Below are 23,489 nucleotides of genomic sequence, written 5' to 3'. Positions count from 1 at the left end.
AGGTGAATCCGAACGAGGGATGGAGAATCAAACTCGTTCGGATTTTTTTGTTATTGTGATGGACGTAGGTTTCGTTTATGTGGGTAGGTGCTTCTAGCGGTTGATTGGAGGGCATGGCGAAGACTCCTGCGGGAAAAGCGGAATAGGTGAGACCTCGCAGGAACGTAAGCGACGAGGAGGCTCAGCGGGCGCCCGCGGAAAGCGAAGCCTTGCACGGAAATCAACAGCGATGTAGCGAGTGACCTAAACTAGCTCATGTATCCAATTTGCTAGCCTTTAGATTGAATTGCTTTAGTTGTGTCTTACTCTCTTTTTAGTGTTTCGAAGCAGGTATTAATCTACCCAAAGCTGAATAACTTCTATGGCTAATGTTACTACATTTAATTTGTTGGGACTTCATTAAACGCAAAAGGGGAGAACTATATGTTTGAAGAAAAAGTAGGGATTATTACGGGTGGAACGTCGGGGATTGGCTTAGCTACAGCGGAATTACTCGCAAAAGAGGGCATGCATGTTGTGATCGCTTCTAGAAACAGTGAAAAAGGAGAAGAAGCTCTTTCTATATTAAGAAAGTGGTCTCCTCGATCTATTTTTATCAAAACCGATGTAACGAATAGTCAAGATGTTAAAAACCTTGTTAGCCAAACATACTCTACATTTGGAAAAATTGACGTGGGCTTTAACAATGCGGCTAACACTGAGGCTTCCTCTAGTGCTACCCATGAATTCAAAGAAGAAGACTTTGACCATTTAATAAACGTTACGTTAAAAAGTGTATGGCTTTGTATGAAATATCAGCTGCAGGTAATGACCAAACAAAATAGCGGGGTCATTGTAAATACATCGTCAATGGACGCTATTTTATGTTCAGCAGGGACTGGCGTATATGCGGCTGGGAAAAGCGGTGTGATTGCTTTAACGAAGTCAGTTGCTCAAGAATATGGCCATCAACATATAAGAATTAACTCTCTGTGCCCAGGTGCATTTCGTACGCCTATGTTAGAAGAAAGGTTTTCAAATCTATCTGAAGACGAAAAAGCAAAGCTCAATGAATCCTATCAAAAGCTAAACGCGCTGGGCAGAATTGGTGATCCGATTGAAGCCGCAAAAGCAGTAAAGTGGCTTCTTTCGGATGACGCATCTTTTGTTACGGGTCAAAACATTATTGTAGACGGTGGGATTGGATTTAGGTTTGAGTAAGAATAATGGAATAAAAAGATATTTAAGGGGATGCGTATGTCTTTCATTCTTAATAATTGTATGGCCATTAGCATAATTTTTGTCTTAATACTGTTTGTAAGTATCGTATGTAACAAAAGAACAGTCGCCCTTGTTATTTCATTCGTTACTATGTTATTTGGTTCATTTTTACTTCTTTATGCTTTTGCGAAAATAAGCGGGTTTGATGCTCTAGACATTCAAATAAAAGGTTTAATGATTATCGGAGAAGGTTTACTCTTACTTGTTGTTACAAGCGTATTTATTTCCGTCCAAGAGGCAAAAAAGAAAACGATGTAAAGTAAAAGAGAAACTGGCTGCTAAAGGCGGTGATGAAATGGCAATTGGAGTGGCATTAACAGTTTTAGTAGTAGGGCTTATGTTTGCAAGCGGACTAAGCCGAGGGAAAACAGCTAAAAGAAAATATATAGTGTGGAGAACAACGATTATATTGATCGTAGCTCCATTTTTTTCATGGGTGGTTTCGGTTCTATATGCTATTAGTCAGGAAGAAGGTTTTGCAGGAGTTGCATTAATGATGTTATTGTTTCCTATTTTCTTTTTAATAGGACTCGTTACGCTTTTAACAGGAGTCTTTAAAAAAGAGAGTGTGAATAAATCTATTTAAAAAAAGAAGGAACAATCAAGAGTACAATTGATGGTAATATAAATCCGAAATAACTAAGGTAAAACCTTTAATCTATTAATAAAAAAAGCCAATTCGAGTTAAATTCGAATTGGCTTTTGCATTTTTCGGAACGACTGTTGTACAAATACACCTTTGGCTAAAGCAAGAATCTCTTCTATTACTCTTCTGATTTTGAAGATAGCACTTCTTTTTTTAGAAAGAAGCATAAAACAAAGGCAATGATCGTAAGTACAAATGCGTAAGTATAGATATGCTGAAACGATTCAATAAATAAAACTTTAATTTTCATAAATAATTCTGGAGTAAGTCCACTTGGAATTCCTCCTGCTGCCAGGCTATTCATGTTATTTGCCATACTTTTAGGCAATTCATCGCCTAAACTGCTTAGATTTGACGTAAGTGTGGAAGATAATAGCGTCCCAAACATACTTACTCCGACAGTTGCGCCAATAGACTGAAACAATGGAACGGTTGCCAAGGCAATTCCTTTGTGTTCTTTTTCTACAGATTCTTGAACAATTAAGTTATCTCCACCGAACATAACGCCTAAACCAAGACCGGTGATAAAAAAGAAAATAATGACCTGCAGGGTAGTGGTACTAATATCTAATTTAGAAAATAAATAAAAACCGATAACAGGCATAATGAAAGAAATCACGAATAATTCGCGGTACCGAACTTTTGTTAATAGAAATCCAGAAACGATTGAGGTTGCAACAGCACCTACCATCATGGGCAAAGTTAAATACCCAGATTCTGTAGGAGTAAGGCCTAATACATTTTGTGCAAAGTAAGGGAAAGATGAGAATGAGCCCATCAATCCACAGCCTACAGTAAAAACAAGCAGTGACAATACTAAAATATTACGATTTCTAAATAGATGCAGCGGTACAATAGGTTCAATCACTTTTGATTCCACCCAAATAAACAGTCCAATTAAAATCACGCCTACACATAGTAGCGAAACGATAAATGGAGAGCTCCACGTATACCCTTCGTTCTCGACTAAAACAGGCGTAATTAATAACGAAATGATTGCAGCTACTAGAAGAATAGCTCCTGCCCAATCAATTGTTACTTTTTTTCTTTCATGTACTTCTTTTAACCCACTTGCTAAAAAAATGACTGCTATTAATCCCACTGGAATATTCACGAAGAAAATCCAATGCCAGCTTGCTTGATCTACAAAAAAGCCTCCCATTAGCGGGCCTAAAAGCATAGGGATAAACATTACTGGTCCCATAAACGCTTGAACTTTTGCTCGTTGTTCAACAGGGAACAAATCACTCGAAATCGTCATGGCTAATGGCATGAGGCCACCCGCGCCAAGTCCTTGAATTCCTCTTCCAATTAAAAGCATAATCATTGAATGAGAAAGCCCGCATATAATGGAGCCTCCAATAAAGAAAGCCATAGAAGCGAAGTAGACTTTTTTTCGACTAAATAAATCGGCTAATTTTCCTAGTATAGGCATGAAAGCAGATAGAGCTAGCATATAGATGCCTGCAACCCAGCCATACATAGATAATCCGCCAAGATCACGTATAATCGTTGGCATGGCTGTATTTACAACTGTTTCATCAAGCTCAGAAAAAATAATTCCAATCATTAATCCAGTCATTACTAGTATTTTATTGTTTTTATTATTTAAAACTTGTTCTCCAACATTTGAGATGTTTTCCATATTGCGTTTCCTCTCGTGAAATTATTAGAAATGATCACTAAACAGCATGTGAATCATTTCTCGTTATTATCTCTATTAGTCTCTCGGGGATTTCGGTTTCTAAATCTCGGTGTTCTAAATTCAGCACCGTCTCCCCAAGGTCCGCGCCCAAAACTTCTTGGACCATGCTCTGGATCACCACCAAAAAATCTGTGGTGAGGTCCAAATCCTCGTAGGTCATTATGGCGTCGAAATTCTTGATTTTCATCATGACCTTGTTTTAACATTTCTTCATCTAAATAAGTATTTAACTTTTGCATTAAATGTGAAAGAGTATCCTGCTCTTCTTCTGAAAGAACATCAAAGATGCCTGAGTTATTGTCTTGTTCCTCCGTAGCCTCGATAGCTTCTAGTCCAGCTTCTGTTAGCTCAACGGAAAGTACTCGCCGATCTTTCTCAGATGGCGTACGAACAATGTAACCTTTTCTTTCTAACTTACTAAGTAATTCACCTATTGACTGAGGTCTCATATCCAGTAAGTACGACAGCTCTTTTTGTGTAGTTTTAGGCTGCAATTTTAATAATTTTAATATCCGTCCTTGCCCCCGGTGCTGATCACCTAGTGCTCCAGCATCTCTTCGATTAATAAAGTAGTGTCGCTGGTATCTTGCCAGCTGTCTCTGGAACCTGAAAAATTGATCAATCAAATCTTGCTCGTGTAAATATTCGTTATCTCTTTCATTCATGATAAAAGCCTCCTTACTAATTTAACGCTGCACTTATCTACATAAAAAATTTTATCCTTTTAATAAGATAGGAAGGATTCATTTGAAATAAAAATAAGGTACCTTATCAAATAATAAAGGTACCTTACTAAAATGTCAATTTCTTATAAAAAAGATACTTTGACAAAGTTAAACATATGCATAAAAGCTGTATATTCTATAGAAATCCCTTACTTGATTAAGTAAGTTTGCTAAAAGATATGATTACAAAATAAAGTGATAAAGCTAACTGTACTAAGTTAGCTTTATCACTTCATGGCGTTTTTCAATACGTTTTTCGATTTTCTCCATTGCTTTTTTATCTTTTAATAATGCTTGTTTATTTTCTTTTACTAGCTCTTCAAAAGATTTTTTCTGTTTAAACAAACTAACACTTCTTTCTCACTATCGTGTTTTTGAATGATGAGGGGTATGGTTATTTGTCCTCGGCATTAAAATGAAACGACTTCTCAGACTTTGCGATAACAACAGTAGCTAAAGAGTTTCCTACGACATTTAATGCTGAACGGCCCATGTCTACAAAGAAATCAACTGCTAATAATAAAGCGACTCCTTCTGCAGGTAAGCCAATTTCTTTCGCGGCAGCTAACAGTACAACGATGACAGCCGAAGGAACGCCTGCTAATCCTTTCGTCATAAGCATTAATAAACCAATGATCACAATAATTTGTTCAAGACTAAGAGGTAGGTTATATACATTGGCAAGAAAGATAATCGCTACACTAATATAGATGCTAGCTCCATCTAGATTAAAAGAATAGCCGGTTGGTAATACAAAAGAAGTGACAGAACGTGACACTCCGAACTTTTCTAATCGATGAATCAGCAGCGGCATAGAAGCCTCTGAGCTGCGCGTTGTAAACGTTAATAAAATCAAATCTCCGGTTCTTTTTAACAGTTCCTTGTAAGGGATACGGAAAATAAGTGCGATAATCGGAAACACAACAAATGCCGTAACGGCAAAAGATAAGTACGTAATACCTACAAATTGACCTAAAGAAAGCAAGCTGCCAATCCCGTATTTAGCCACGCTAAATGAGATAAATCCAAATACGCCAACTGGGGCAAACGATACCGCGTATTCGACTACTTTAAACATAGCTTGTAGCCATGCTTCAAAAAATGTAATAACCGGCTTCGCTTTATCTTCAAGTGATGTAAGAGCTAACCCTACAAAAATACCAAAGAAAATAATCGGCAACAGCTTTCCTTGTGCCATTGCTTCTACAATATTGCTTGGAATAATACTTAAGAAAAACTCTCCAAAGTCGATGCCTTTTGCTAGGTTTCCTAACGAGGAAGTATCCACTGCACCTACATGCATATGTCCACCTACATTTGTTACTTTAGCAATGAGTATTCCTAATATAATTAATACTGTAGTCACAATCTCAAAATAGAGAAGCGTTTTAAACGCTACTCGTCCCAGCTTTTTTGTATCATGCATCCCTGTGATTCCTAATACAATCAATGGGAAAACAAGAGGGACAATAACCATTTGAATAAGCTGGATAAACGCTTTTCCTACTATTTCTAACTTTAAACCAACTTCTTTACTAACATAACCAACGATCAATCCAAGAATTAATCCGATAATTACTTTTAATCCTAAATTAAGCTTAAATTTCTTTTTTGCAGCCATCTGTCCAATTCTCCTTGTAGTGTAGTATTGTTTTTGCTTTAGTAACCTTTGAGAATTAGACAAGTACACATGCTATTATTATGCTTATTCACTATCGAAAGTGCGTTCACCTAAAATACCTCCTTAAAATATCTTTTTACATACTAAAACAATTATTCCTATAAGTAAAGTGTGGATTTTGTTTATTCTTCGGGTTTTTATCTAAAATTACTGGGTTTACTTCTAAAAAAAGTAATATAAATAAAGTCGAAAAAAGCACAAAAACTCTGATTTACTAGGGTTTTTGTGCTTTTATTAATGACTAACAAATTGATGAAGATATCATATCTTATAATTCTTATAAAAATACTATAAATTATATTTTATATATGGTATTATGTTTACAGAATTTAAAGGAGTGTGTATGATGCCGTTTAGTTATGTTTCTCACTTATATTGTCCTAAATGTAAAAATGAATATAGTCCAAAAGAAAAACATCAATTATGTGAATGTGGCTCACCTTTATTAGTAGCGTATGATTTAGAGAGACTGAAAGACAATCTAAGTCCAGAAGATGTCCAAAGCAGAGAACCAAATCTATGGAGATATCATGAACTGCTTCCAGTAGAAGATCCAGAAAACGTCGTTTCCTTAGGAGAAGGGATGACTCCGCTTATAAAAATGCCTAAGCTAGGTAAAGAAATGGACATTCCAAACTTATATATGAAAGATGAAGGTATTATTCCAACGGGATCATTTAAAGCTAGAGGCGCCGCTGTAGGGGTGTCAAAAGCAAAAGAACTTGGCGTTGAACAGTTAGCGATGCCTACAAATGGGAATGCCGGAGCCGCTTGGTCGCTTTATTCGTCACGCGCTGACATAAAAGCAACCGTTGTAATGCCAAAAGATGCGCCTGTTATTACACGAAATGAGTGTGCTGTCGCTGGAGCTGACCTTTACCTAGTCGATGGACTCATCAGCGATGCGGGTAAAATTGTCGGTGAAGCTATTAAAGCCTGGGGTCTTTATGACGCTTCTACGCTTAAAGAGCCGTATCGAATTGAAGGTAAAAAAACAATGGGCTTGGAAATTGCTGAACAGTTTTCTTGGAATCTTCCTGATGTAATTTTATATCCAACAGGAGGAGGCGTTGGATTAATCGGAATCTACAAAGCGTTAAATGAATTAAAAGAGCTTGGCTGGATTAAAGGTGATCTTCCTCGTTTAGTTGCGGTACAAGCTGAAAACTGCGCGCCTATTGTAAAAGCATGGAATGAGAGAAAACAAGAATCTGAATTTTGGCCGGATTCTTCAACCATTGCCTTTGGTATCAACGTACCAAAAGCAATCGGGGACTTTCTTGTTTTAGAGGCCGTATACAATACAAATGGATGCGCGATTGCGGTGGACGAAGATAAGATTGTGGAGGAACAAAAAAAGGTTGCGCAGCTTGAAGGTTCGTTCATTTGTCCTGAAGGTGCTGCTACATTCTTAGCTGCACGCCGTTTAAGAGAAGAAGGCTGGATTAAAGAAAACGAAACGGTTGTTGCTTTAAATACAGGGCTTGGAGTTAAATATCCAAACACGGTAGATATTGAAGTACCTATTTTAGAGCGAAATGGCAGCCTTACTAAAAAATAAAATAAAAAAACATCCAAATAGATCTCCGACTTTAAGCAGTCTAAGCGGAGATCTATTTTTTAATTTGATCCTGTCCAAATCATAAATAGTAAATTCAAAATTTAGATTATTTTAAATATATTGACTTATTTTTGTTAGTAATCTATTATTCAATTAAACAAATTGATTTACTAGGAATTAAAGCTGAATGTAATGCTACCAGGCAACTGGGGCCGGACGATCGCTCAAGCGAATAGACTGGTCCTTTTTGTTTTTTAGAAATACGGCTATACTCACTCTAGAAAATGAATTTGTCATAAAAAATGAAAAGCTCTCTTTTTAGGGAACTTACGAGGAGGACGTATCATGAGTACAGTTAGCAAAAGCGCAGCAAATTCGGTTTTAGAAGTACAGCCCATCGCTGGTCACATTGGAGCAGAAATAAAAGGAGTGCATTTATCTTCAAATTTAAATGCCGAGACACTCAATGCCATTAACAAAGCTTTGCTAAAGCATAAAGTGGTCTTTTTTAGAGGCCAAGGGCATATTGACGATGCTGAACAAGAGGCCTTCGCTGCGTTATTTGGTGAACCGGAAGCGCATCCTACCGTTCCGATAAAAGAAGGCAGCAATTATTTATTTGAACTTGATTCTGAACGAGGAGGACGAGCTAACTCTTGGCATACCGATGTAACGTTCATCGATACATACCCGAAAGCATCGATCCTTCGAGCTGTAGTTGTCCCAGAAGCAGGAGGAGATACAGTTTGGGCAAATACAGCCGTTGCCTATCAAAACCTTCCTTCAGAGCTGCGTCAGCTAGCTGATCAGCTTTGGGCCGTGCATACGAATGACTATGATTACGGAGGAAGACATCCTAATCGCTCACAAGAAGATTTAGAGCGTCACCGTAAAGTATTCGCTTCTACTGTATATGAAACAGAACATCCAGTCGTAAGAATTCACCCGGAAACGGGAGAGCGTACGTTAGTGTTAGGACATTTTGTTAAAAAAATTAAAGGGTTATCTTCTTCGGATTCAAATCATCTTTTTTCAATTCTGCAAGACCATGTAACAAGACTAGAAAACACGGTTCGCTGGCACTGGAAAGCAGGTGATATTGCGATTTGGGATAACCGCGCAACCCAGCACTATGCAATTAATGACTACGGAGAAAAGCACCGCGTGATGAGACGAGTTACTTTGGCTGGAGAAGTGCCTGTGAGTATCGACGGGCAAACGAGTATTACTTATAAAAAAGAAGAATGAAATCAGGTTCTATTTTGTACCAGCATGTTTCTTTCAAAGCAAAGGCAGGTGAGAAAAGTTTCGCACTTATAATAAGAAGAGGCTGAGACAAAAATCTTTTAGTTGAAGTGAAATCCGAAATGTTAATCAAAATTATTGATTAACATTTCGGATCTTTTTGTCATGGTGAACATAGATTTAATGTGTTTGGCTGCTTCTAGCTTTTGGTTGGAGGGCAAGGCGAAGACTCCTGCGGGAAAAGCGGAATAGGTGAGAGCCCGCAGGAGCGTAAGCGACGAGGAGGCTCACCGGCCGCCCGTGGAAAGCGAAGTCTTGCACGGAAATCAACAGCGTTGTAACAAGCAGTTCAGCTCATTTATCCCATTTGTTCGTCTTTAGATTGAATTGATTTCGTTATGTCTCAATGCCTTCTTATGGGTCTTTATACAAAGTGACACGCTACAAAATGATTAGAACCGACATCTTTGTAGTCAGGTGGAATATCTGCACATTTCTTCTGGGCAATCGGACATCTTGTCCTAAACTTACACCCAGAGGGAGGTGTAATCGGACTTGGTATTTCACCTTTCAAAATGATTTTTTCTCTTTTGATGGTTGGATCAGGTATCGGTATGGCAGATAAAAGCGCTTTTGTATAAGGGTGCAGTGGATTTTTGAATAATTCATCTCTTGATGCTTGCTCCACAATATTTCCTAAATACATAATAGCAACCTTGTTACACAGGTGCTCGACGACGCTTAAATCATGTGAAATAAACAGATAAGACAAATTTTCTTTTTCTTGAAGTTCACTAAACAAATTAATAATTTGAGCTTGAATTGATACGTCCAGTGCAGATACTGGCTCATCTGTTACAACAAATTCAGGGTTTAAAGCCATGGCTCTGGCAATGACAATTCGCTGACGCTGTCCGCCTGAAAATTCGTGCGGGTATCTGTCTATATGGTAAGGAGATAAACCGCATTTCTCCATAATCGACAAGACGTGATCTCTTACGTTAGTTCGGGAAGCTAATTTATGTTGAATCATAGCTTCTCCAATCGCTTCGCCTATTCTAATTCGAGGGTTTAAAGAACTAAAAGGATCTTGAAAGACGAGCTGTGACTGCAAACGGTAATGAATCAGCTCTTTTTTTGACAGCTTAAAAACGTTCTTTCCTTTAAAAAATACGTCTCCGCTTGTTTTATTATGAAGTCTTAAAATGGTTTTTCCTAAAGTAGACTTACCGCTTCCTGACTCACCAACCAATCCGAAAATGTCACCTTTTTTAATTGAAAAAGTTACTCCGTCCACCGCTTTTACTTGTTCGTTTACTGATTTAAATAACGTAGATTTGGAGGAGTAAAATTTTTTTAAGTTGTTTACTTCTAACAGCGTTTCACTCATTGATCTTTACCTTCCTTATAAAGCCAGCAGGCTGTGTAGTGGTCATTTTCTGAAATGAAGGGAGGAGCTTGTGTTTTGCAAATATCCATACAGTGTTCACAGCGCTCGCTGAAATAACAACTTTCTGTAAGGTCCGTAAGTTTTGGTACTTGCCCTGGTATCGAATGCAGCCTTTGTGTTCGTTTGCCGATAACCGGCTTTGAGCGAAGCAGACCCTTCGTATAGGGGTGTTTTGGATTTTGAAATAGCTCAACTACCTGTGCTTTTTCTACGATTTTACCTGCATACATCACCATTACGGTATCAGCCATTTCAGCTACAACGCCGAGATCATGTGTGATAAATAAGATTGATGTACCAAGATCATGTTTTATAGTTTGTAATAGATCTAATATTTGAGCTTGAATCGTTACATCTAGAGCAGTAGTAGGTTCATCGGCAATTAATAGCTTAGGGTTGCACCCGAGTGCAATCGCAATCATAATCCGCTGAAGCATACCGCCGCTTAGCTCGTGCGGATAACTTTTTACTATTTTTTTAGCATTGGGTATCCCTAAAAGCGTAACAAGTTCAATGGCTTTATCATAAGCTTCAGCTTTACTAATAGATAGATGCTCTAATAGAGTCTCGGTAATTTGGTCTCCAATAGTGAATACTGGATTTAGAGATGTCATCGGTTCTTGAAAAATCATCCCAATGTCTTTTCCTCTAATTTTTCTCATCTCTTTTTTTGTTTTTTCTAATAGATTTGATCCATTAAATAAAATCTGACCGTCTGTAATTTCCCCTGAATCAGAAAGCAGCTGCATAATGGATAGAGCCATTACGCTTTTCCCGCATCCTGATTCACCAACGATACATACCGTTTCACCGGGATTAATGGAAAAGCTGACGTTGTTTACTGCTGTAACCGTACCTCCTTCCGTATGAAAAGAGGTGTGTAAGTCTTTTAATTCTAGTAAAGGTGTATTCATCTATTCATTACCTACCTTTTCATTTTAGGATCAAGCGCATCTCTTAAACCGTCTCCAAGAAGATTAATAGAAATGACCGTTAAAAAGATGGCAGCGCCTGGTGGAATCCAAAGCCAAGGTCGCTTTTTAAAATCAACTAAATTATTAGCTGCATCAATCATATTTCCCCAAGAAGGTGTAGGGGGAGTGACGCCTAGTCCCAAGTAGCTTAAAGCAGACTCACTTAAAATAGCTCCTGCTACGTTTAAAGTAGCAACAACCAATAATAAAGGGAAAATATTAGGGATTAAATGATAAAAAATCTTTCTTTTATCGCTTAAACCTAATATTTGTGTGGCTTGAATAAAAGGCTGTTCACGCAGTGAAAGAACTTGGCCGCGAACAAGCCTTGCAAGTCCCGGCCAGCCAATTAAACTGAGCATTAGCATAATAATATAAATACGGTATTCAGAAGGCGTTTTCCATTCTGATAAAATAGCGCCCATGATCAATAAAAGAGGAAGGCCAGGTATAGACATCAATATGTCAGCTAGCCGCATCAGCACTTGATCAATGATACCTCGGTAAAAACCAGCAACGGCTCCTAAAACAGAGCCAATTAAAACGGATAGAACCATAGAAGCAATTCCTACAGTGAGAGAAATTTGACCAGCAAGCATCAAGCGGGTAAGTACATCTCTTCCGTACTTATCTGTACCTAACCAATGCTCTGCGCTTGGCGGATGATTCATTAAATTAACGTTTACGGTACTATTAACATAAGGAGAAAACAAAGGGCCAATAAAACTAAAAGCAATCATGGCAAGCAAAAAGAATAATCCGCTTATCGCTAATTTATTTTTTCGCAGCCGCATATACGTTTGTTTCCATAGTGATATTGGTTTTGAAACTGCGTCTTTTTGCGGCTGATCTGTTACTAATGAAGTTTCCATACAATAATCGCCTACTTTAACCGGATTCGCGGATCGACCGCTGCATATGTAATATCTGCTAAAAAGTTACCTATAATCGTTAAGAAAGAAAGTAGCATCGTAAAAGACATTAAGACTGGATAATCTCTAAAGCTTAATGCTTCGAGCTGAATTCTGCCCACCCCGGGCCAGTTGAAAATTTGTTCTGTTATAATCGCACCGGAAAATAGCCCGGGCAGTTCAAAAGCTAACAGCGTAATAGCAGGAAGCAACGCATTTTTTAACGCGTGCTTAAAAATGATAGAACGTTCTTTTAATCCTTTTGCACGTGCTGTTCGTATATAATCTTGCCGAACGACTTCAAGCATTCCTGTACGAAAATATCTGGTTAATGAACCTACGCTTAGAAGAGTCAAAATCGCCACCGGCAGTACCATATGTTTACTCACTTCTAGCAGATAAGCTAGCTTTGTTGTATTGCTGCCTGTATCAATCATCCCTCCAATTGGAAGAATTCCTAAATCAACAGCAAAAAATTTAATAAGCAATAAACCAATAAAGAAAGAAGGGAAGGACATAGCAGCAAAAACACCAAGTGTAACGAAACCATCGAACCAAGAGTACTGTTTTACAGCTGAAATAACCCCTGTAAATAGAGCGATTGTCCAGGTGAAAAATAGAGAAACTGCAGCTATAAGAAATGAGTTCCAAATGAATTTATTTAATAATGACGTTACAGGTTCTTGGTACTTTAATGAAAAACCAAAGTCACCTTTTACTAAATCTGTAAACCACCTTACGTATCTTTCTAAAATCGGCTTATCAAGTCCATATAATTTTCGTAGTTCCTGAGCTCTTTCCGGAGTCAGTTTAGGGTTTGAATCGATATAATCCCCGGGCAATAAAGCAAAAAGAACAAAAATAAGAAAAGATGTTCCAATTAAAATAGGAATCATTTGTAAAAATCGATAAAAAATATATTGTTTCAATACGTGTTCCTCCCTAAAAGTGCCCGGGGGCTAGGACCAGGCACTATTTTTTACCTATACATGAAAGGAGACTTCACTCTTTAATTGAAAGGTTTGGAAGGCTCGAAGAAATCCCAGTGAAATTATCTGGATTAAGTCCACTAATGCGTGCATTATTAGCGTGAATGACTTTGCGGTAATTCAGTAAAATAACGGGTGGATCATCAGATAATTCTTTATACAGTTCATGGTAAATCTTTTTGCGTTCGTTAATATCCGTAGTGCTAACGCTTTCTTCTAGCAATTTATCTACTTTAGGATTTGAATAGCCTGCTGAATTATCAGGATGAGTCGAAGCTAAATCAGCGACTGCATCGTCAGGATCAGAAAGCATAGGGGTAGAAACGGCAGCTAAGTCGTAATCTTTTTTATTCAGCTTAGTCAAAAGCGTATTAAAGTCTAATACTTCCGGGTTAAATTGAATGCCGAGCGCCTTGTAATTTTCTTTTGCGATTGGAATAAAGTCGTCGTCATTTCTGCTTGTTAAATAACTAATTTTCAGCTTCGTTTCACCTTTAGCTCGTATTCCGTCTTTTCCGACTTTCCATCCTGCTTCATCTAATAGCTGTTTAGCTTTTTTGACATCATATTTATATTTGTTGATACCATCCTCTGTGTATGCCCATGAAACAGGAGAAACAGGTACATTGGCGACAGTGCCATATCCTTTATACGTAACATCCGTAATTTTTTGACGATCAAGTCCGTATATCAATGCTTGTCTGACGGCTTTATCTTTCAAATAAGGCTTAGTATTGTTAATATACGCGTAGCTATAAGAGTTAGCGGTTGTCACTTTGATATTTGCAAAACCTAGCTCTTTAAGCTGCTCTACGCTTTCCGGTTCTGCTGGAAAACGGTCATAGTCTGTTTCGCCTGCTTCAAATAGCTGAGAAGTTGTTTCCGGCGTGGTTACTTTATAAATGAAATTCTTCACTTTAGGCGGGCCGTCATAATAGTTTTTATTTGCAACATAGCGTATTTCTTGACCGGGAATATATTTTTCCAGTTTATAAGGTCCAGATCCTACAGGCTTAGAGTAGAGCTTCTTTAAATAATCTAAATGAGCGTACGTATAGTCTTTTCCGTAATAATCTTTTGATAGCACGATACCGCCTAGTAATAAAAGAGCTTTTGCGTTTACTTTTTCCGTTGTGATTTTAATTGTTAAAGGATCAACCACTTTGATTCCTTCTATTGTTTTTGCTTTTCCATCTTTATAGTCTTTTCCACCTTTAATTGTAGCGGTCGCTAAGTCACCCCATCCGTCATAAGCTGGATCGTGAAGAAGTGTTAATGTAAAAGCTACGTCATCGGCAGTAAGAGGGGAGCCGTTGCTGAATTTTAAATCATCTTTTAAGTGAAACGTATAAACAAGCTGATCATCTGAGATTTCCCAACTTTTTGCTAAAATCGGAATGGGTTTTCCGTTTTTATCTAAATCTACTAAAGGGCTAAAGATAGGACTTGTTGCGTTTCCATCCCAGCCGTTGTCGTAGAAATAAGGCAAAAAGACGCCTCCGGGAGCTGACATTCCAGCAATAAACGTATCTTTTCTTTCTAGCGCTTTGGCTGGAATATTTCCTGTGTTAGAAGCCTTTATTACCTGATCTTTTATTTGTTTAATATCGGCCGTCTGTACAGCAGAAGTTGTTTCCTTATTAGCTTTTTCATCTGTGCTACTATTTAGTGCACATGCCGATAAAAAGCTAGCAAAAGTCATTGTTAACACTAAACCAGTCATTTTTTTCATCATTTTCCACCCCAAGTTATATTTTATTTGTGCAAAACCAGTAAACTTTTTTATCACTTCCAGTTCTATGTATAATAAAACATGTAATTCTTATCGAAAAAGTATGTTTTATTTTATGATATTTCTAAGATATGGGAGAGTCAATAAGTATCAAAGTGACTTCAGTTAAAGAAATATGACTTATCATAAAAAGTAATTTCTTGAAAATAAAAACTTAAAAACAGCACGCCGCACATTGTAAAACGTTTTCATTTATCATAGAAAAAATGTAAAAAAAGTATTATGTGTAAATTATTGTTATAATTGTGAATCTTTATATTCAATATAATACGGATACATTTAGGTTTAAAGTTTGTCTTAGGGGGTATTCGAAAAAGGAGAGATGGCATCTTTACATCCAGAGAAACAGCTTGGTGAGGAAGTTGAATTCATTTGGTATATACTCAACTTGAAGAATATGCCAAAAGTCGCATTGTAAACCCGCTTGCTTTTACAGTAGAAGACCTACTTGAAGCCACGAACGATTATACGGAGAAAGGAGTTGAATTTCTATCCCTAGAACCCCAGCCAACTCTTAAAGTTTTATTCTATGGACCGAATCATCCATTGCTGCACTTGTTAGAACGAGCTTTATATTTATTTTTAAGGCTACATAATTTTTGTAATAGAAACAGTGTATCTATTACAAAAATAAAGCTTATATCTAATGGGTTGTAACAATAATTGTCAGATAACCTGAGTGGAAATTGCTACCAAGCACATTGTGAACCAGATGCGCTATCTTTAATGACAAATTACTATTTCAGTGACTGTAATTCCATCGAAAACGATCCCTATTTTAGGCGAAAATCGTTTTTTAAATAGCAATGAATTGTACGTTGAAATAAAAAAAGTTTATTTTGGTTTTAATTCATTTATTTGTTAGCGTTCCTTCCTCAGCATTTTTTGGCTTCAATCCCTTTAGCCATAACCTTTTTTAATATTTAACATCACATGAATAGTTTTCATTTTTTACTTAAAAATAAGGAGTGTTCCAACACATTTAAGTGTGAAATACAGTAAGTCAAATTTGACTTTACTACTCAGTCTTGTATAATCGTATACCGCGGAGGTGACGTAATGAAATGAAGTTTAATAAGAAAAAAATTAACGTCGTAGATATTGACAATGCTAAAAAAAGCGTCTTTGCTACAGGAGTAGGAAACGCGATGGAATGGTTTGACTTTGGCTTGTATTCATATTTAGCCGTAATTATTAGTCAAAACTTTTTTAGCGCAGTTGAAAATGATCAGCTCAAATTAGTGTTCACATTTGCCACATTTGCGATTGCCTTTTTAATGCGTCCATTAGGCGGTGTTATATTCGGTAAAATTGGGGACAAGTTAGGAAGGAAAGTCGTTTTAACCACCACCATTATTTTAATGGCCTTTTCCACATTACTCATTGGGTTGTTACCTACATATGATCAAATCGGTATATGGGCACCCATCCTTTTATTAATTGCACGAATCATTCAAGGTTTTTCAACTGGTGGTGAATATGCTGGTGCGATGGTGTATATTGCAGAATCGTCTCCAGATAATAAGCGAAATGTACTTGGAAGTGGACTAGAAATCGGTACACTTGTTGGTTATATTCTTGCTTCACTGCTAGCTAGCTTACTATTTTTTATTCTGTCGGATAAACAAATGGCCTCATGGGGCTGGAGAATTCCCTTCTTATTAGGATTACCTTTAGGACTTATTGGTTTTTATTTACGAAGAAGTTTAGGGGAAACACCTATTTTTGAAAATGAACTTTCCAACGAAGACGAAGTTGAAGAAGAAAGCTTCCTCTCTATTTTAAAAAATCACAAAAAAGATGTGTTTGTTTGTTTCGTAGCCGTGGCTTTCTTTAACATTACAAACTATATGCTATTATCGTACATGCCTTCTTATTTAAATGAAATTATTGGTTTATCAAACACAGTTGGTACGGTATTAATTACGGCAGTTATGATTTTAATGGTGCCGCTTGCTCTTATGTTTGGAAAACTGAGTGACAAAATCGGAAACAAGAAAGTTTTCTTAATCGGTTTAGGCGGATTGAGCTTACTGTCAGCCTTTTCGTTCTATTTAATTAACTTAAATGGTTTAGTCTTTGTTTCAATCGGTATTCTTATTCTAGGTGTTTTACTTGCTACGTATGAAGGAACAATGCCAGGAACGCTGCCAACAATGTTCTACACAGATATTCGCTACCGAACATTAGCGATCACGTTTAATGTTTCAGTTTCTATCTTTGGAGGAACGACGCCATTAGTTGCGACATGGTTAGTTCACGCAACAGGCAATCACTTGGCTCCAGCGTTTTATTTAACCATTGTGAGCATCATCGGATTTTTCGTGATTTTATTCTTGTTTGCGAACACAGCAGGAAAATCACTCAAAGGTTCATACCCAACGGTTGCTTCTAAATCTGAATACAATGAAGCTGTTGAAAATCCAAAAGATTCATTATGGTGGCACACAGAGCAAACAGAAAAATAAAGTAAATAAAAAGCAGCTGCTACATTAACTGCTGCGCAAAATATGAACACTGAAAAAGAGTCTTCTCCTTGTATAGCATAGAGAAGGCTCTTTTTATCATTCAATAATTTATCCCATTCCCTGTATTTGCTATCTTTGATTCTGTATGTTACGATTAAGTTAATTATTTTTGTTCGGTATAAGATTGAGAGAAGAGAAATCTCTTCCATAGAATTTTTTATCTTAAGATAGTATGGTTGGACAAGGGTAGTAATACAAGCGTGGAGTATTCCACACCAGGAGGCACTATTATGGAACAAGGTACAGTGAAATGGTTTAATGCAGACAAAGGCTTCGGCTTTATCGAAATTGAAGGCGGAGACGATGTATTCGTACATTTCAGCTCTATTCAAGGTGAAGGCTTTAAATCGCTAGAAGAAGGTCAAAAAGTGACGTTTGATATCGAACAAGGCCAACGTGGAGCACAAGCTGCTAACGTTCATAAAGTAGCATAATTAAAACTAAAAAAGACTCCACATAGGGGTCTTTTTGCTTTGGATTTTAATAATTTAAAAAGATTACTTAAAAAATAAGTAAAGACATTGGAGACAGAATGCTATTAAAGAAGAGTTACCTATATGTAAAATCCCGTGTCGCAAAAAAATAGAAAAAACCCCCTTATGGTTATAGAACTGTATGCTTTAGGAGTACATATACGCCTGAAGGTATCAAAAATAACTAACCTTCGCTGGATTAGCCTTGAGAGATGCACATTATATTTCCCGATAAATAAAGTTAAAAATTTGATTATTTTTGATACGAGAGAGGATGAGGAATATGAGTATAGGCTTATTTTCTAATGGAGAAATTGTAAATATAAAAGCATCTAATGAAAGAGTAATCATCTTAAAAAGCCATTATGTAAAAAATATGAAAAGATACTCTTATACAGTGGATAAATATCCAAGTACGTTTTTCTTTGAAGAAGAATTAATGAAACATGAATAAATATTGATTTATAGTTTGGATTTTGTCTATACTGTGCTATACTGAATTTACCATTTGTATTACCGATTACTATTTTTGTATTAATAAGCCCTATTCCTCAGTGGATAGGGTTTTATTATGACATTTTCAAGGAAATGAAAAAGACAGACTCCATGGAGTCTGTCTTTTTATATTTATGATGGATTAAGCTTTTTGAACGTTAGAAGCTTGAGGGCCGCGTTGACCTTGTTCTACGTCAAATGTAACTGCTTGACCTTCGTCTAAAGATTTGAAGCCTTCGCTTTGGATTGCTGAGAAATGTACAAATACATCGTCTCCGTTTTCGCGTTCGATGAATCCAAAACCTTTTTCTGCGTTAAACCATTTTACTTTACCTTGTTCCATAATTGTTGCCTCCTAGTGTGACACGCACACATTGTGTTACTATCCTTGCCCAAATCTACAGACGAAAGTTATTTAACTTATCAATCTTTACCGAACAAAAATAATTCTTCTTAAACTTAACAGAAATAGGGACTTATTGCAAGGATAGAGTCTGTACAGCTAGAATTTCTCTTTTATCTATGTTTGCACTATGTGAGCTAAAAAACGATACGTAAGCCTCCTCAGTTCAAATAAAGAGAATGTTTGTGGTACACTTAAATAGTAAAAAACATTTAAAAGTGAGGAATTATATGAACACAACTAAAAAACATCACAGGCCTAAGCGGCTAAAAATTGCTTTCCGAGCATTAATGGTCATTATCGGAGGAATTATTGCAGCTTACGGCTTAGAAACTGTCTTAATTCCAAACCATGTTTCAGATGGAGGGGTAACAGGCATTAGCATCGTCGCTTCAAACCTATTTGGCTTGCCACTTGGGGTTCTCATCGCCGTTATCAACATTCCTTTTGTATGGTTAGGATATCAACAAATTGGGAAAAGCTTTGCCATATTTTCCATCCTCGGAATTGTCTCATTAGCTGTCGGCACTAGCCTCATGCATCACACTCCAGCAATTATTGAAGGAGATACACTACTCGTAACCGTTGTTGGCGGTATTATCCTTGGGTTTGGAATGGGAATTGCACTTCGTAACGGCGGGGCCTTAGATGGCATCGATATGCTGGCCGTGCTGCTTTCTCGAAAACTGCCGTTTGGAACAAGTGATCTTATTTTGTTCTTAAATGCATTTGTATTTATTTTCGTTTCATTAGTATTTGGTCTGCAAGGCGCGATTCTTTCTGCAATTGCATACTTTATTGCATCCAAAGTTATTCACATCGTAGAAGTAGGGCTAAGCGGATCGAAAACTTTCCAGATTATCACTTCTCAGCCTGCGTTAATGGTAGAGACAATACGTGATCGTTTAGGTCGAAGCGCTACATACAAAGAAGCTTACGGCGGTTATTCTCATGAGAAATTTAAGGAAATCACATGCGTAATCAACCGCTTGGAAGAAAGCAAAATGAAAGAAATTATCAACGAAATTGACCCGACGGCTTTTGTTACGGTATATGACGTAGCGGAAGTTAAAGGCGGTAATTTCAGAAAGAATAATATTCACTAAGTACACGAATCACTATATTTGTACGAACACTCTACCATATTCTCTTTTAGTTAGGCGTGTAGAGATAAGAAAAAGCAGCGTGATATCTTGCATCCGCTGCTTTTTCTTATCATAAAATCCATTTGCCACAAGCCGCCTGTTATATAGCTAACTTGCTCAGCGGAGGTTTTTAAAACGTGATACTTTGAAAAAGTGAAGCGGTCAGAATTAAAGTAGATAGGGTACCTGCAGACATTAATGTGAGGATTTTTCCTTTGTTTTTCTTCTTTGAAGATTTGAGCATTTTTTGTGATACAGCATTCCATATTATAATAGAAGCAATTGCTACTAGTAAAAGCCAAATATGATTTCCTTCTTTGTTAATGAATAAACAGAAAAAATCTCTGAACATAAAAGAACAGAGATTCAACAGAATGATGGTTCTTATATAATACAAAGGATGACTTTTCCTGTCTCAGAAAGGTCATCTTTATCGTACCATCACCAAGGACTTGGCGCTGTGCGTTTTCTCACAGCGGGGGAAGAAAAAATCTGCTATTGTATAGAGGTCGGAGTAAACTTTCTTGATTATGTACGCTTCTTTCATATGTATCGAACCTGCTGATCTCAGTCAGCAGGTTTTTTTATGTTATCACTTAGTTTTCATCTTTAAGCGGAAAAGGCCGGTTAATCTTTATGGACAAATAGACTTTATACCATTTTACCTATACGTAAAATAGGTTAAAATAAAGAGGTGAGGCATGGAGAGAAAAGAGTTAAATAAGAGGTGCGTAACATTATAATCACAATTTATCTTACAGGGTTATGACGGTGATTATACTAAATGGTGAACGTTGAAAGGGGATACATAGTTTTGAACACAAAATATCTAGATTTACTTGCACAAAAGTATGATACGGAAGAAAAAGTGGTAACCGAAATTATTAACCTTGAAGCTATTCTTCATCTGCCAAAAGGGACCGAGCATTTTGTCAGCGATTTACACGGCGAGTATCAAGCCTTTCAGCATGTGCTGCGAAACGGTTCGGGGAATGTAAAAGAGAAAATTAAAGATCTTTTTAAAAACGTATTATCTGACAAAGAAATCAATGAATTTGCGACATTAGTCTATTACCCTGAAGAAAAATTACGGTTGATCAAAGCACAGTTTCGAAACAAAAAGGAACTCTATCAATGGTATACAGAAATCATTGATCGTATGCTTAATCTTATTTCGTACGCTTCTTCTAAATACACGCGTTCTAAACTGCGTAAAGCATTGCCAAATCAATTTGTGTACATTATTGAAGAACTGCTATATAAAACGGATGAATTTACAAATAAAGAGCAGTACTACACGAAGATTGTTCAGCAGATTATCTCTTTAGGACAGGCTGATAAGCTTATCGTAGGCCTTGCTTATACAACACAAAGGTTGGTTGTTGACCATCTGCACGTAGTAGGGGATATTTATGACCGTGGACCTGAACCGGATAAAATTATGGATACGCTGATTAACTATCACTCCGTTGATATTCAGTGGGGAAATCACGATGTGCTATGGCTAGGCGCTTTTGCGGGTTCGAAAGTGTGTCTTGCCAATATTATTCGTATCTGCGCAAGATACGACAATCTAGATATTATTGAAGATGTATATGGCATTAACTTGAGACCGTTGCTTAACCTGGCGGAGAAATACTATGATGATAATCCTGCTTTTAGACCAAAAGTAAGCTCGAGTGACAAACTATCCGATCACGAGCGACTACAAATTACGAAAATTCATCAGGCCATTGCGATGATTCAATTCAAGCTTGAAAGTCCGATTATAAAAAGACGTCCTTTCTTTAATATGTCGGAAAGGCTTTTGCTTGAAAAAATTGATTATGATAAAAATGAAATTACGATATACGGAAACACGTATCCGCTAGAAAACAGCTGCTTTGCAACGGTTAATCCGGCGCAGCCTGATCAGCTATTAGAAGAAGAAGAGCAGGTAATGGAAAGACTGCTGCTTTCTGTGCAGCATTCGGAAAAGCTGGCGAGACATATGAAGTTTCTTATGAAAAAAGGCAACCTTTATTTGAAATACAACGGAAACTTATTAATACACGGCTGCATTCCTTTAGATGAAGAAGGAAACATGGAAAAAATGACGATTGAAGATAAAACGTATGCAGGCCGCAACTTGCTTGATGTGTTTGAACATTATTTACAAGAGGCTTTCGCACATCCTGAAGAAACGGATGATTTGGCAACAGATATGGTCTGGTACCTATGGACAGGAGAATATTCATCACTCTTTGGGAAACGTGCAATGACCACGTTTGAAAGATATTTTATCAGTGATAAAACAACGCATAAAGAGAAGAAGAATCCGTATTATTACTTACGGGAAAATGAGGAAGTCTGCCGAAACATCCTGGAAGAATTTAATCTAAATCCTGATCATGGTCATATTATTAATGGTCATACGCCAGTCAAAGAAATTGAAGGAGAAAACCCGGTCAAAGCAAATGGAAAGATGATTGTCATTGACGGCGGCTTTTCAAAAGCGTATCAGTCCACAACAGGAATTGCTGGCTACACTTTATTATATAATTCTTACGGCATGCAGCTAGTCGCTCACAAACACTTCAATTCAAAAGAAGAGATTTTATTAGAAGGAACGGACGTCTTATCCGTAAAGCGATTGGTTGATAAAGAACTAGAAAGAAAAATGGTTTTAGAAACAAACGTCGGAGAAGAATTGTTAAAAGAAATTTCTATTTTAAAAGATTTAAGAAAATATCGCTATAGTTAAAGATAAAAAAGAGCAGTATGCCCCTGGGGCTTCTGCTCTTTTTTATTTAGCGGTACTACACCGTCATTTCCCAGCTCGACATTTCCAGCCAGTTCTCTTGTTCACGATAATCAGGCATGATTTTCCCGACAAGACGCCAAAAGGACCGGTCATGATTCATATGAACCATGTGGCACATTTCATGAACGACTACGTAATCAATGACGTGCTGCGGTGCCATTGCCAGCCGCCAGTTAAAGGTTAGCTGACGCTTAGAATCACACGTGCCCCACGCTTTTTTGCTATCGGAAATCGAAATGGAGCGCGGCTTTGTTTTAAAATGTTTTTGATAGGAGGAGATACTCTTGGTTACTAACGCTTTACATTGTTGATAGTAAAAGCGTTTGAGCGCTTGTTTTATCGCTTCATCGTCGTGCTGATTGACATAAATCTGAAGCGTGTTCGCTTCAAACAATACAGAATCCTTTGTAATGGTCGAATCGTGATGAATCTGTATCGGATAGTTTTTTCCTACATACAAAAAGCGTTCTCCGTGTTCATAGACTTTTTTCTTTGGTCCATGCGTTCTATCTTTCATTTCGTTTATTTTTTGCTGAATCAATGCCCAGTTGTTCTCTAATAAGATACATACTTGTTCAGTAGACGTTCCTTTAGGAGCAAGAACTTCGACCGTTCCGTATCCGTCTACTTTAATCGCAAAAGAACTTCGGTTTTTATATCGTATTTCGTAATGGATACTCTGATTTGAAAAAGTGTGTATCAT

At 37.2% G+C, this 23,489-nt stretch carries 23 protein-coding genes; 12 read left to right on the top strand and 11 right to left on the bottom strand.

All coding sequences use genetic code 11. The annotated features are described in order from the left end of the window. Positions 1-100: 100 nt before the first annotated feature. From JNUCC25_RS17180 to JNUCC25_RS17165, 4 genes are all read left to right on the top strand, one after another. Complete coding sequence (locus JNUCC25_RS17180; protein WP_013058113.1) at positions 101-235, top strand: hypothetical protein; 135 nt, start codon at positions 101-103, stop codon at positions 233-235. 188 nt (positions 236-423) lie between these two features. Next, positions 424-1,200, top strand: coding sequence for an SDR family NAD(P)-dependent oxidoreductase (locus JNUCC25_RS17175; RefSeq protein WP_454222196.1), 777 nt, complete (start codon positions 424-426; stop codon positions 1,198-1,200). Between the two features lie 36 nt (positions 1,201-1,236). Continuing rightward, positions 1,237-1,518 carry a hypothetical protein gene (locus JNUCC25_RS17170; protein ID WP_098476114.1) on the top strand — a complete coding sequence of 94 codons (282 nt, stop codon included), beginning with the start codon at positions 1,237-1,239 and terminating at the stop codon, positions 1,516-1,518. Between the two features lie 37 nt (positions 1,519-1,555). Next, positions 1,556-1,846, top strand: a complete 291-nt coding sequence (locus JNUCC25_RS17165) for a hypothetical protein (RefSeq protein WP_454222192.1) — start codon at positions 1,556-1,558, stop codon at positions 1,844-1,846. Positions 1,847-2,024: 178 nt separating this feature from the next. On the opposite strand, the gene JNUCC25_RS17160 is transcribed toward JNUCC25_RS17165, so the two are convergent. The 4 genes from JNUCC25_RS17160 to JNUCC25_RS17145 all read right to left on the bottom strand — a co-directional run bounded on the left by JNUCC25_RS17160 (position 2,025) and on the right by JNUCC25_RS17145 (position 5,957). After that, positions 2,025-3,551, bottom strand: coding sequence for an MDR family MFS transporter (locus JNUCC25_RS17160; RefSeq protein ID WP_013058109.1), 1,527 nt, complete (start codon positions 3,549-3,551; stop codon positions 2,025-2,027). A gap of 53 nt (positions 3,552-3,604) precedes the next feature. After that, on the bottom strand, positions 3,605-4,276 hold the full coding sequence (locus tag JNUCC25_RS17155) for a MarR family winged helix-turn-helix transcriptional regulator (RefSeq protein ID WP_063672167.1): 672 nt from the start codon (positions 4,274-4,276) through the stop codon (positions 3,605-3,607). A gap of 273 nt (positions 4,277-4,549) precedes the next feature. Further along, positions 4,550-4,681 carry an FbpB family small basic protein gene (locus JNUCC25_RS17150; protein ID WP_013058107.1) on the bottom strand — a complete coding sequence of 44 codons (132 nt, stop codon included), beginning with the start codon at positions 4,679-4,681 and terminating at the stop codon, positions 4,550-4,552. Between the two features lie 49 nt (positions 4,682-4,730). Beyond that, positions 4,731-5,957 carry a dicarboxylate/amino acid:cation symporter gene (locus JNUCC25_RS17145; protein ID WP_029323185.1) on the bottom strand — a complete coding sequence of 409 codons (1,227 nt, stop codon included), beginning with the start codon at positions 5,955-5,957 and terminating at the stop codon, positions 4,731-4,733. Positions 5,958-6,363: 406 nt separating this feature from the next. Between JNUCC25_RS17145 and JNUCC25_RS17140 the strand changes: the two genes are divergently transcribed. From JNUCC25_RS17140 to JNUCC25_RS17130, 3 genes are all read left to right on the top strand, one after another. Beyond that, positions 6,364-7,578, top strand: a complete 1,215-nt coding sequence (locus tag JNUCC25_RS17140) for a threonine synthase (RefSeq protein WP_097812261.1) — start codon at positions 6,364-6,366, stop codon at positions 7,576-7,578. 345 nt (positions 7,579-7,923) lie between these two features. Then, a complete protein-coding gene (locus JNUCC25_RS17135) occupies positions 7,924-8,826 on the top strand; it encodes a TauD/TfdA dioxygenase family protein (RefSeq protein ID WP_029323180.1) in 903 nt (300 codons plus the stop codon). Positions 8,827-9,029: 203 nt separating this feature from the next. Continuing rightward, positions 9,030-9,164, top strand: coding sequence for a hypothetical protein (locus JNUCC25_RS17130; protein WP_255260835.1), 135 nt, complete (start codon positions 9,030-9,032; stop codon positions 9,162-9,164). 83 nt (positions 9,165-9,247) lie between these two features. Here the strand turns inward: JNUCC25_RS17130 and JNUCC25_RS17125 are convergent, their stop codons facing one another. The 5 genes from JNUCC25_RS17125 to JNUCC25_RS17105 all read right to left on the bottom strand — a co-directional run bounded on the left by JNUCC25_RS17125 (position 9,248) and on the right by JNUCC25_RS17105 (position 14,882). Next, positions 9,248-10,213, bottom strand: coding sequence for an ABC transporter ATP-binding protein (locus JNUCC25_RS17125; protein WP_029323178.1), 966 nt, complete (start codon positions 10,211-10,213; stop codon positions 9,248-9,250). Beyond that, positions 10,210-11,187, bottom strand: coding sequence for an ABC transporter ATP-binding protein (locus tag JNUCC25_RS17120; protein WP_064471904.1), 978 nt, complete (start codon positions 11,185-11,187; stop codon positions 10,210-10,212). The genes JNUCC25_RS17125 and JNUCC25_RS17120 overlap by 4 nt, the downstream gene beginning before the upstream one ends. Positions 11,188-11,198: 11 nt before the next feature. Continuing rightward, a complete protein-coding gene (gene opp4C, locus JNUCC25_RS17115; protein ID WP_078082011.1) occupies positions 11,199-12,119 on the bottom strand; it encodes an oligopeptide ABC transporter permease in 921 nt (306 codons plus the stop codon). An 11-nt stretch (positions 12,120-12,130) separates the two neighbouring features. After that, positions 12,131-13,087: an ABC transporter permease gene (locus JNUCC25_RS17110; RefSeq protein ID WP_029323170.1), complete on the bottom strand. Its 957-nt coding sequence runs from the start codon at positions 13,085-13,087 to the stop codon at positions 12,131-12,133. Positions 13,088-13,160: 73 nt separating this feature from the next. Further along, positions 13,161-14,882, bottom strand: coding sequence for an ABC transporter substrate-binding protein (locus tag JNUCC25_RS17105; protein WP_078082010.1), 1,722 nt, complete (start codon positions 14,880-14,882; stop codon positions 13,161-13,163). Positions 14,883-16,003: 1,121 nt separating this feature from the next. Here JNUCC25_RS17105 and JNUCC25_RS17100 point away from each other — a divergent pair. The 3 genes from JNUCC25_RS17100 (at position 16,004) to JNUCC25_RS17090 (ending at position 18,394) form a co-directional block, all read left to right on the top strand. Next, positions 16,004-17,407 (top strand): MFS transporter, encoded by a 1,404-nt coding sequence (locus JNUCC25_RS17100; protein ID WP_029323166.1) that lies wholly within the window; start codon positions 16,004-16,006, stop codon positions 17,405-17,407. A gap of 290 nt (positions 17,408-17,697) precedes the next feature. Continuing rightward, positions 17,698-17,901: a cold-shock protein gene (locus tag JNUCC25_RS17095; RefSeq protein ID WP_013056405.1), complete on the top strand. Its 204-nt coding sequence runs from the start codon at positions 17,698-17,700 to the stop codon at positions 17,899-17,901. Positions 17,902-18,223: 322 nt separating this feature from the next. Continuing rightward, on the top strand, positions 18,224-18,394 hold the full coding sequence (locus JNUCC25_RS17090; protein WP_171843224.1) for a hypothetical protein: 171 nt from the start codon (positions 18,224-18,226) through the stop codon (positions 18,392-18,394). A 183-nt stretch (positions 18,395-18,577) separates the two neighbouring features. On the opposite strand, the gene JNUCC25_RS17085 is transcribed toward JNUCC25_RS17090, so the two are convergent. Continuing rightward, entirely contained in the window at positions 18,578-18,778 is a 201-nt protein-coding gene (locus JNUCC25_RS17085) for a cold-shock protein (RefSeq protein WP_013058096.1), read from the bottom strand. A 290-nt stretch (positions 18,779-19,068) separates the two neighbouring features. Between JNUCC25_RS17085 and JNUCC25_RS17080 the strand changes: the two genes are divergently transcribed. Together JNUCC25_RS17080 and fbp are read left to right on the top strand one after the other, a co-directional pair. Then, a complete protein-coding gene (locus tag JNUCC25_RS17080) occupies positions 19,069-19,944 on the top strand; it encodes a YitT family protein (RefSeq protein WP_013058095.1) in 876 nt (291 codons plus the stop codon). Positions 19,945-20,797: 853 nt separating this feature from the next. Then, positions 20,798-22,726, top strand: a complete 1,929-nt coding sequence (fbp, locus tag JNUCC25_RS17075) for a fructose-1,6-bisphosphatase (protein WP_064471901.1) — start codon at positions 20,798-20,800, stop codon at positions 22,724-22,726. A gap of 55 nt (positions 22,727-22,781) precedes the next feature. On the opposite strand, the gene JNUCC25_RS17070 is transcribed toward fbp, so the two are convergent. Beyond that, positions 22,782-23,489, bottom strand: a complete 708-nt coding sequence (locus JNUCC25_RS17070; protein ID WP_064471900.1) for a M48 family metallopeptidase — start codon at positions 23,487-23,489, stop codon at positions 22,782-22,784.

This window comes from Priestia sp. JNUCC 25 (assembly GCF_053667915.1).
Note: the sequence above shows the minus strand (reverse complement) of the source record. Positions and strands in the feature narration are given on the sequence as shown.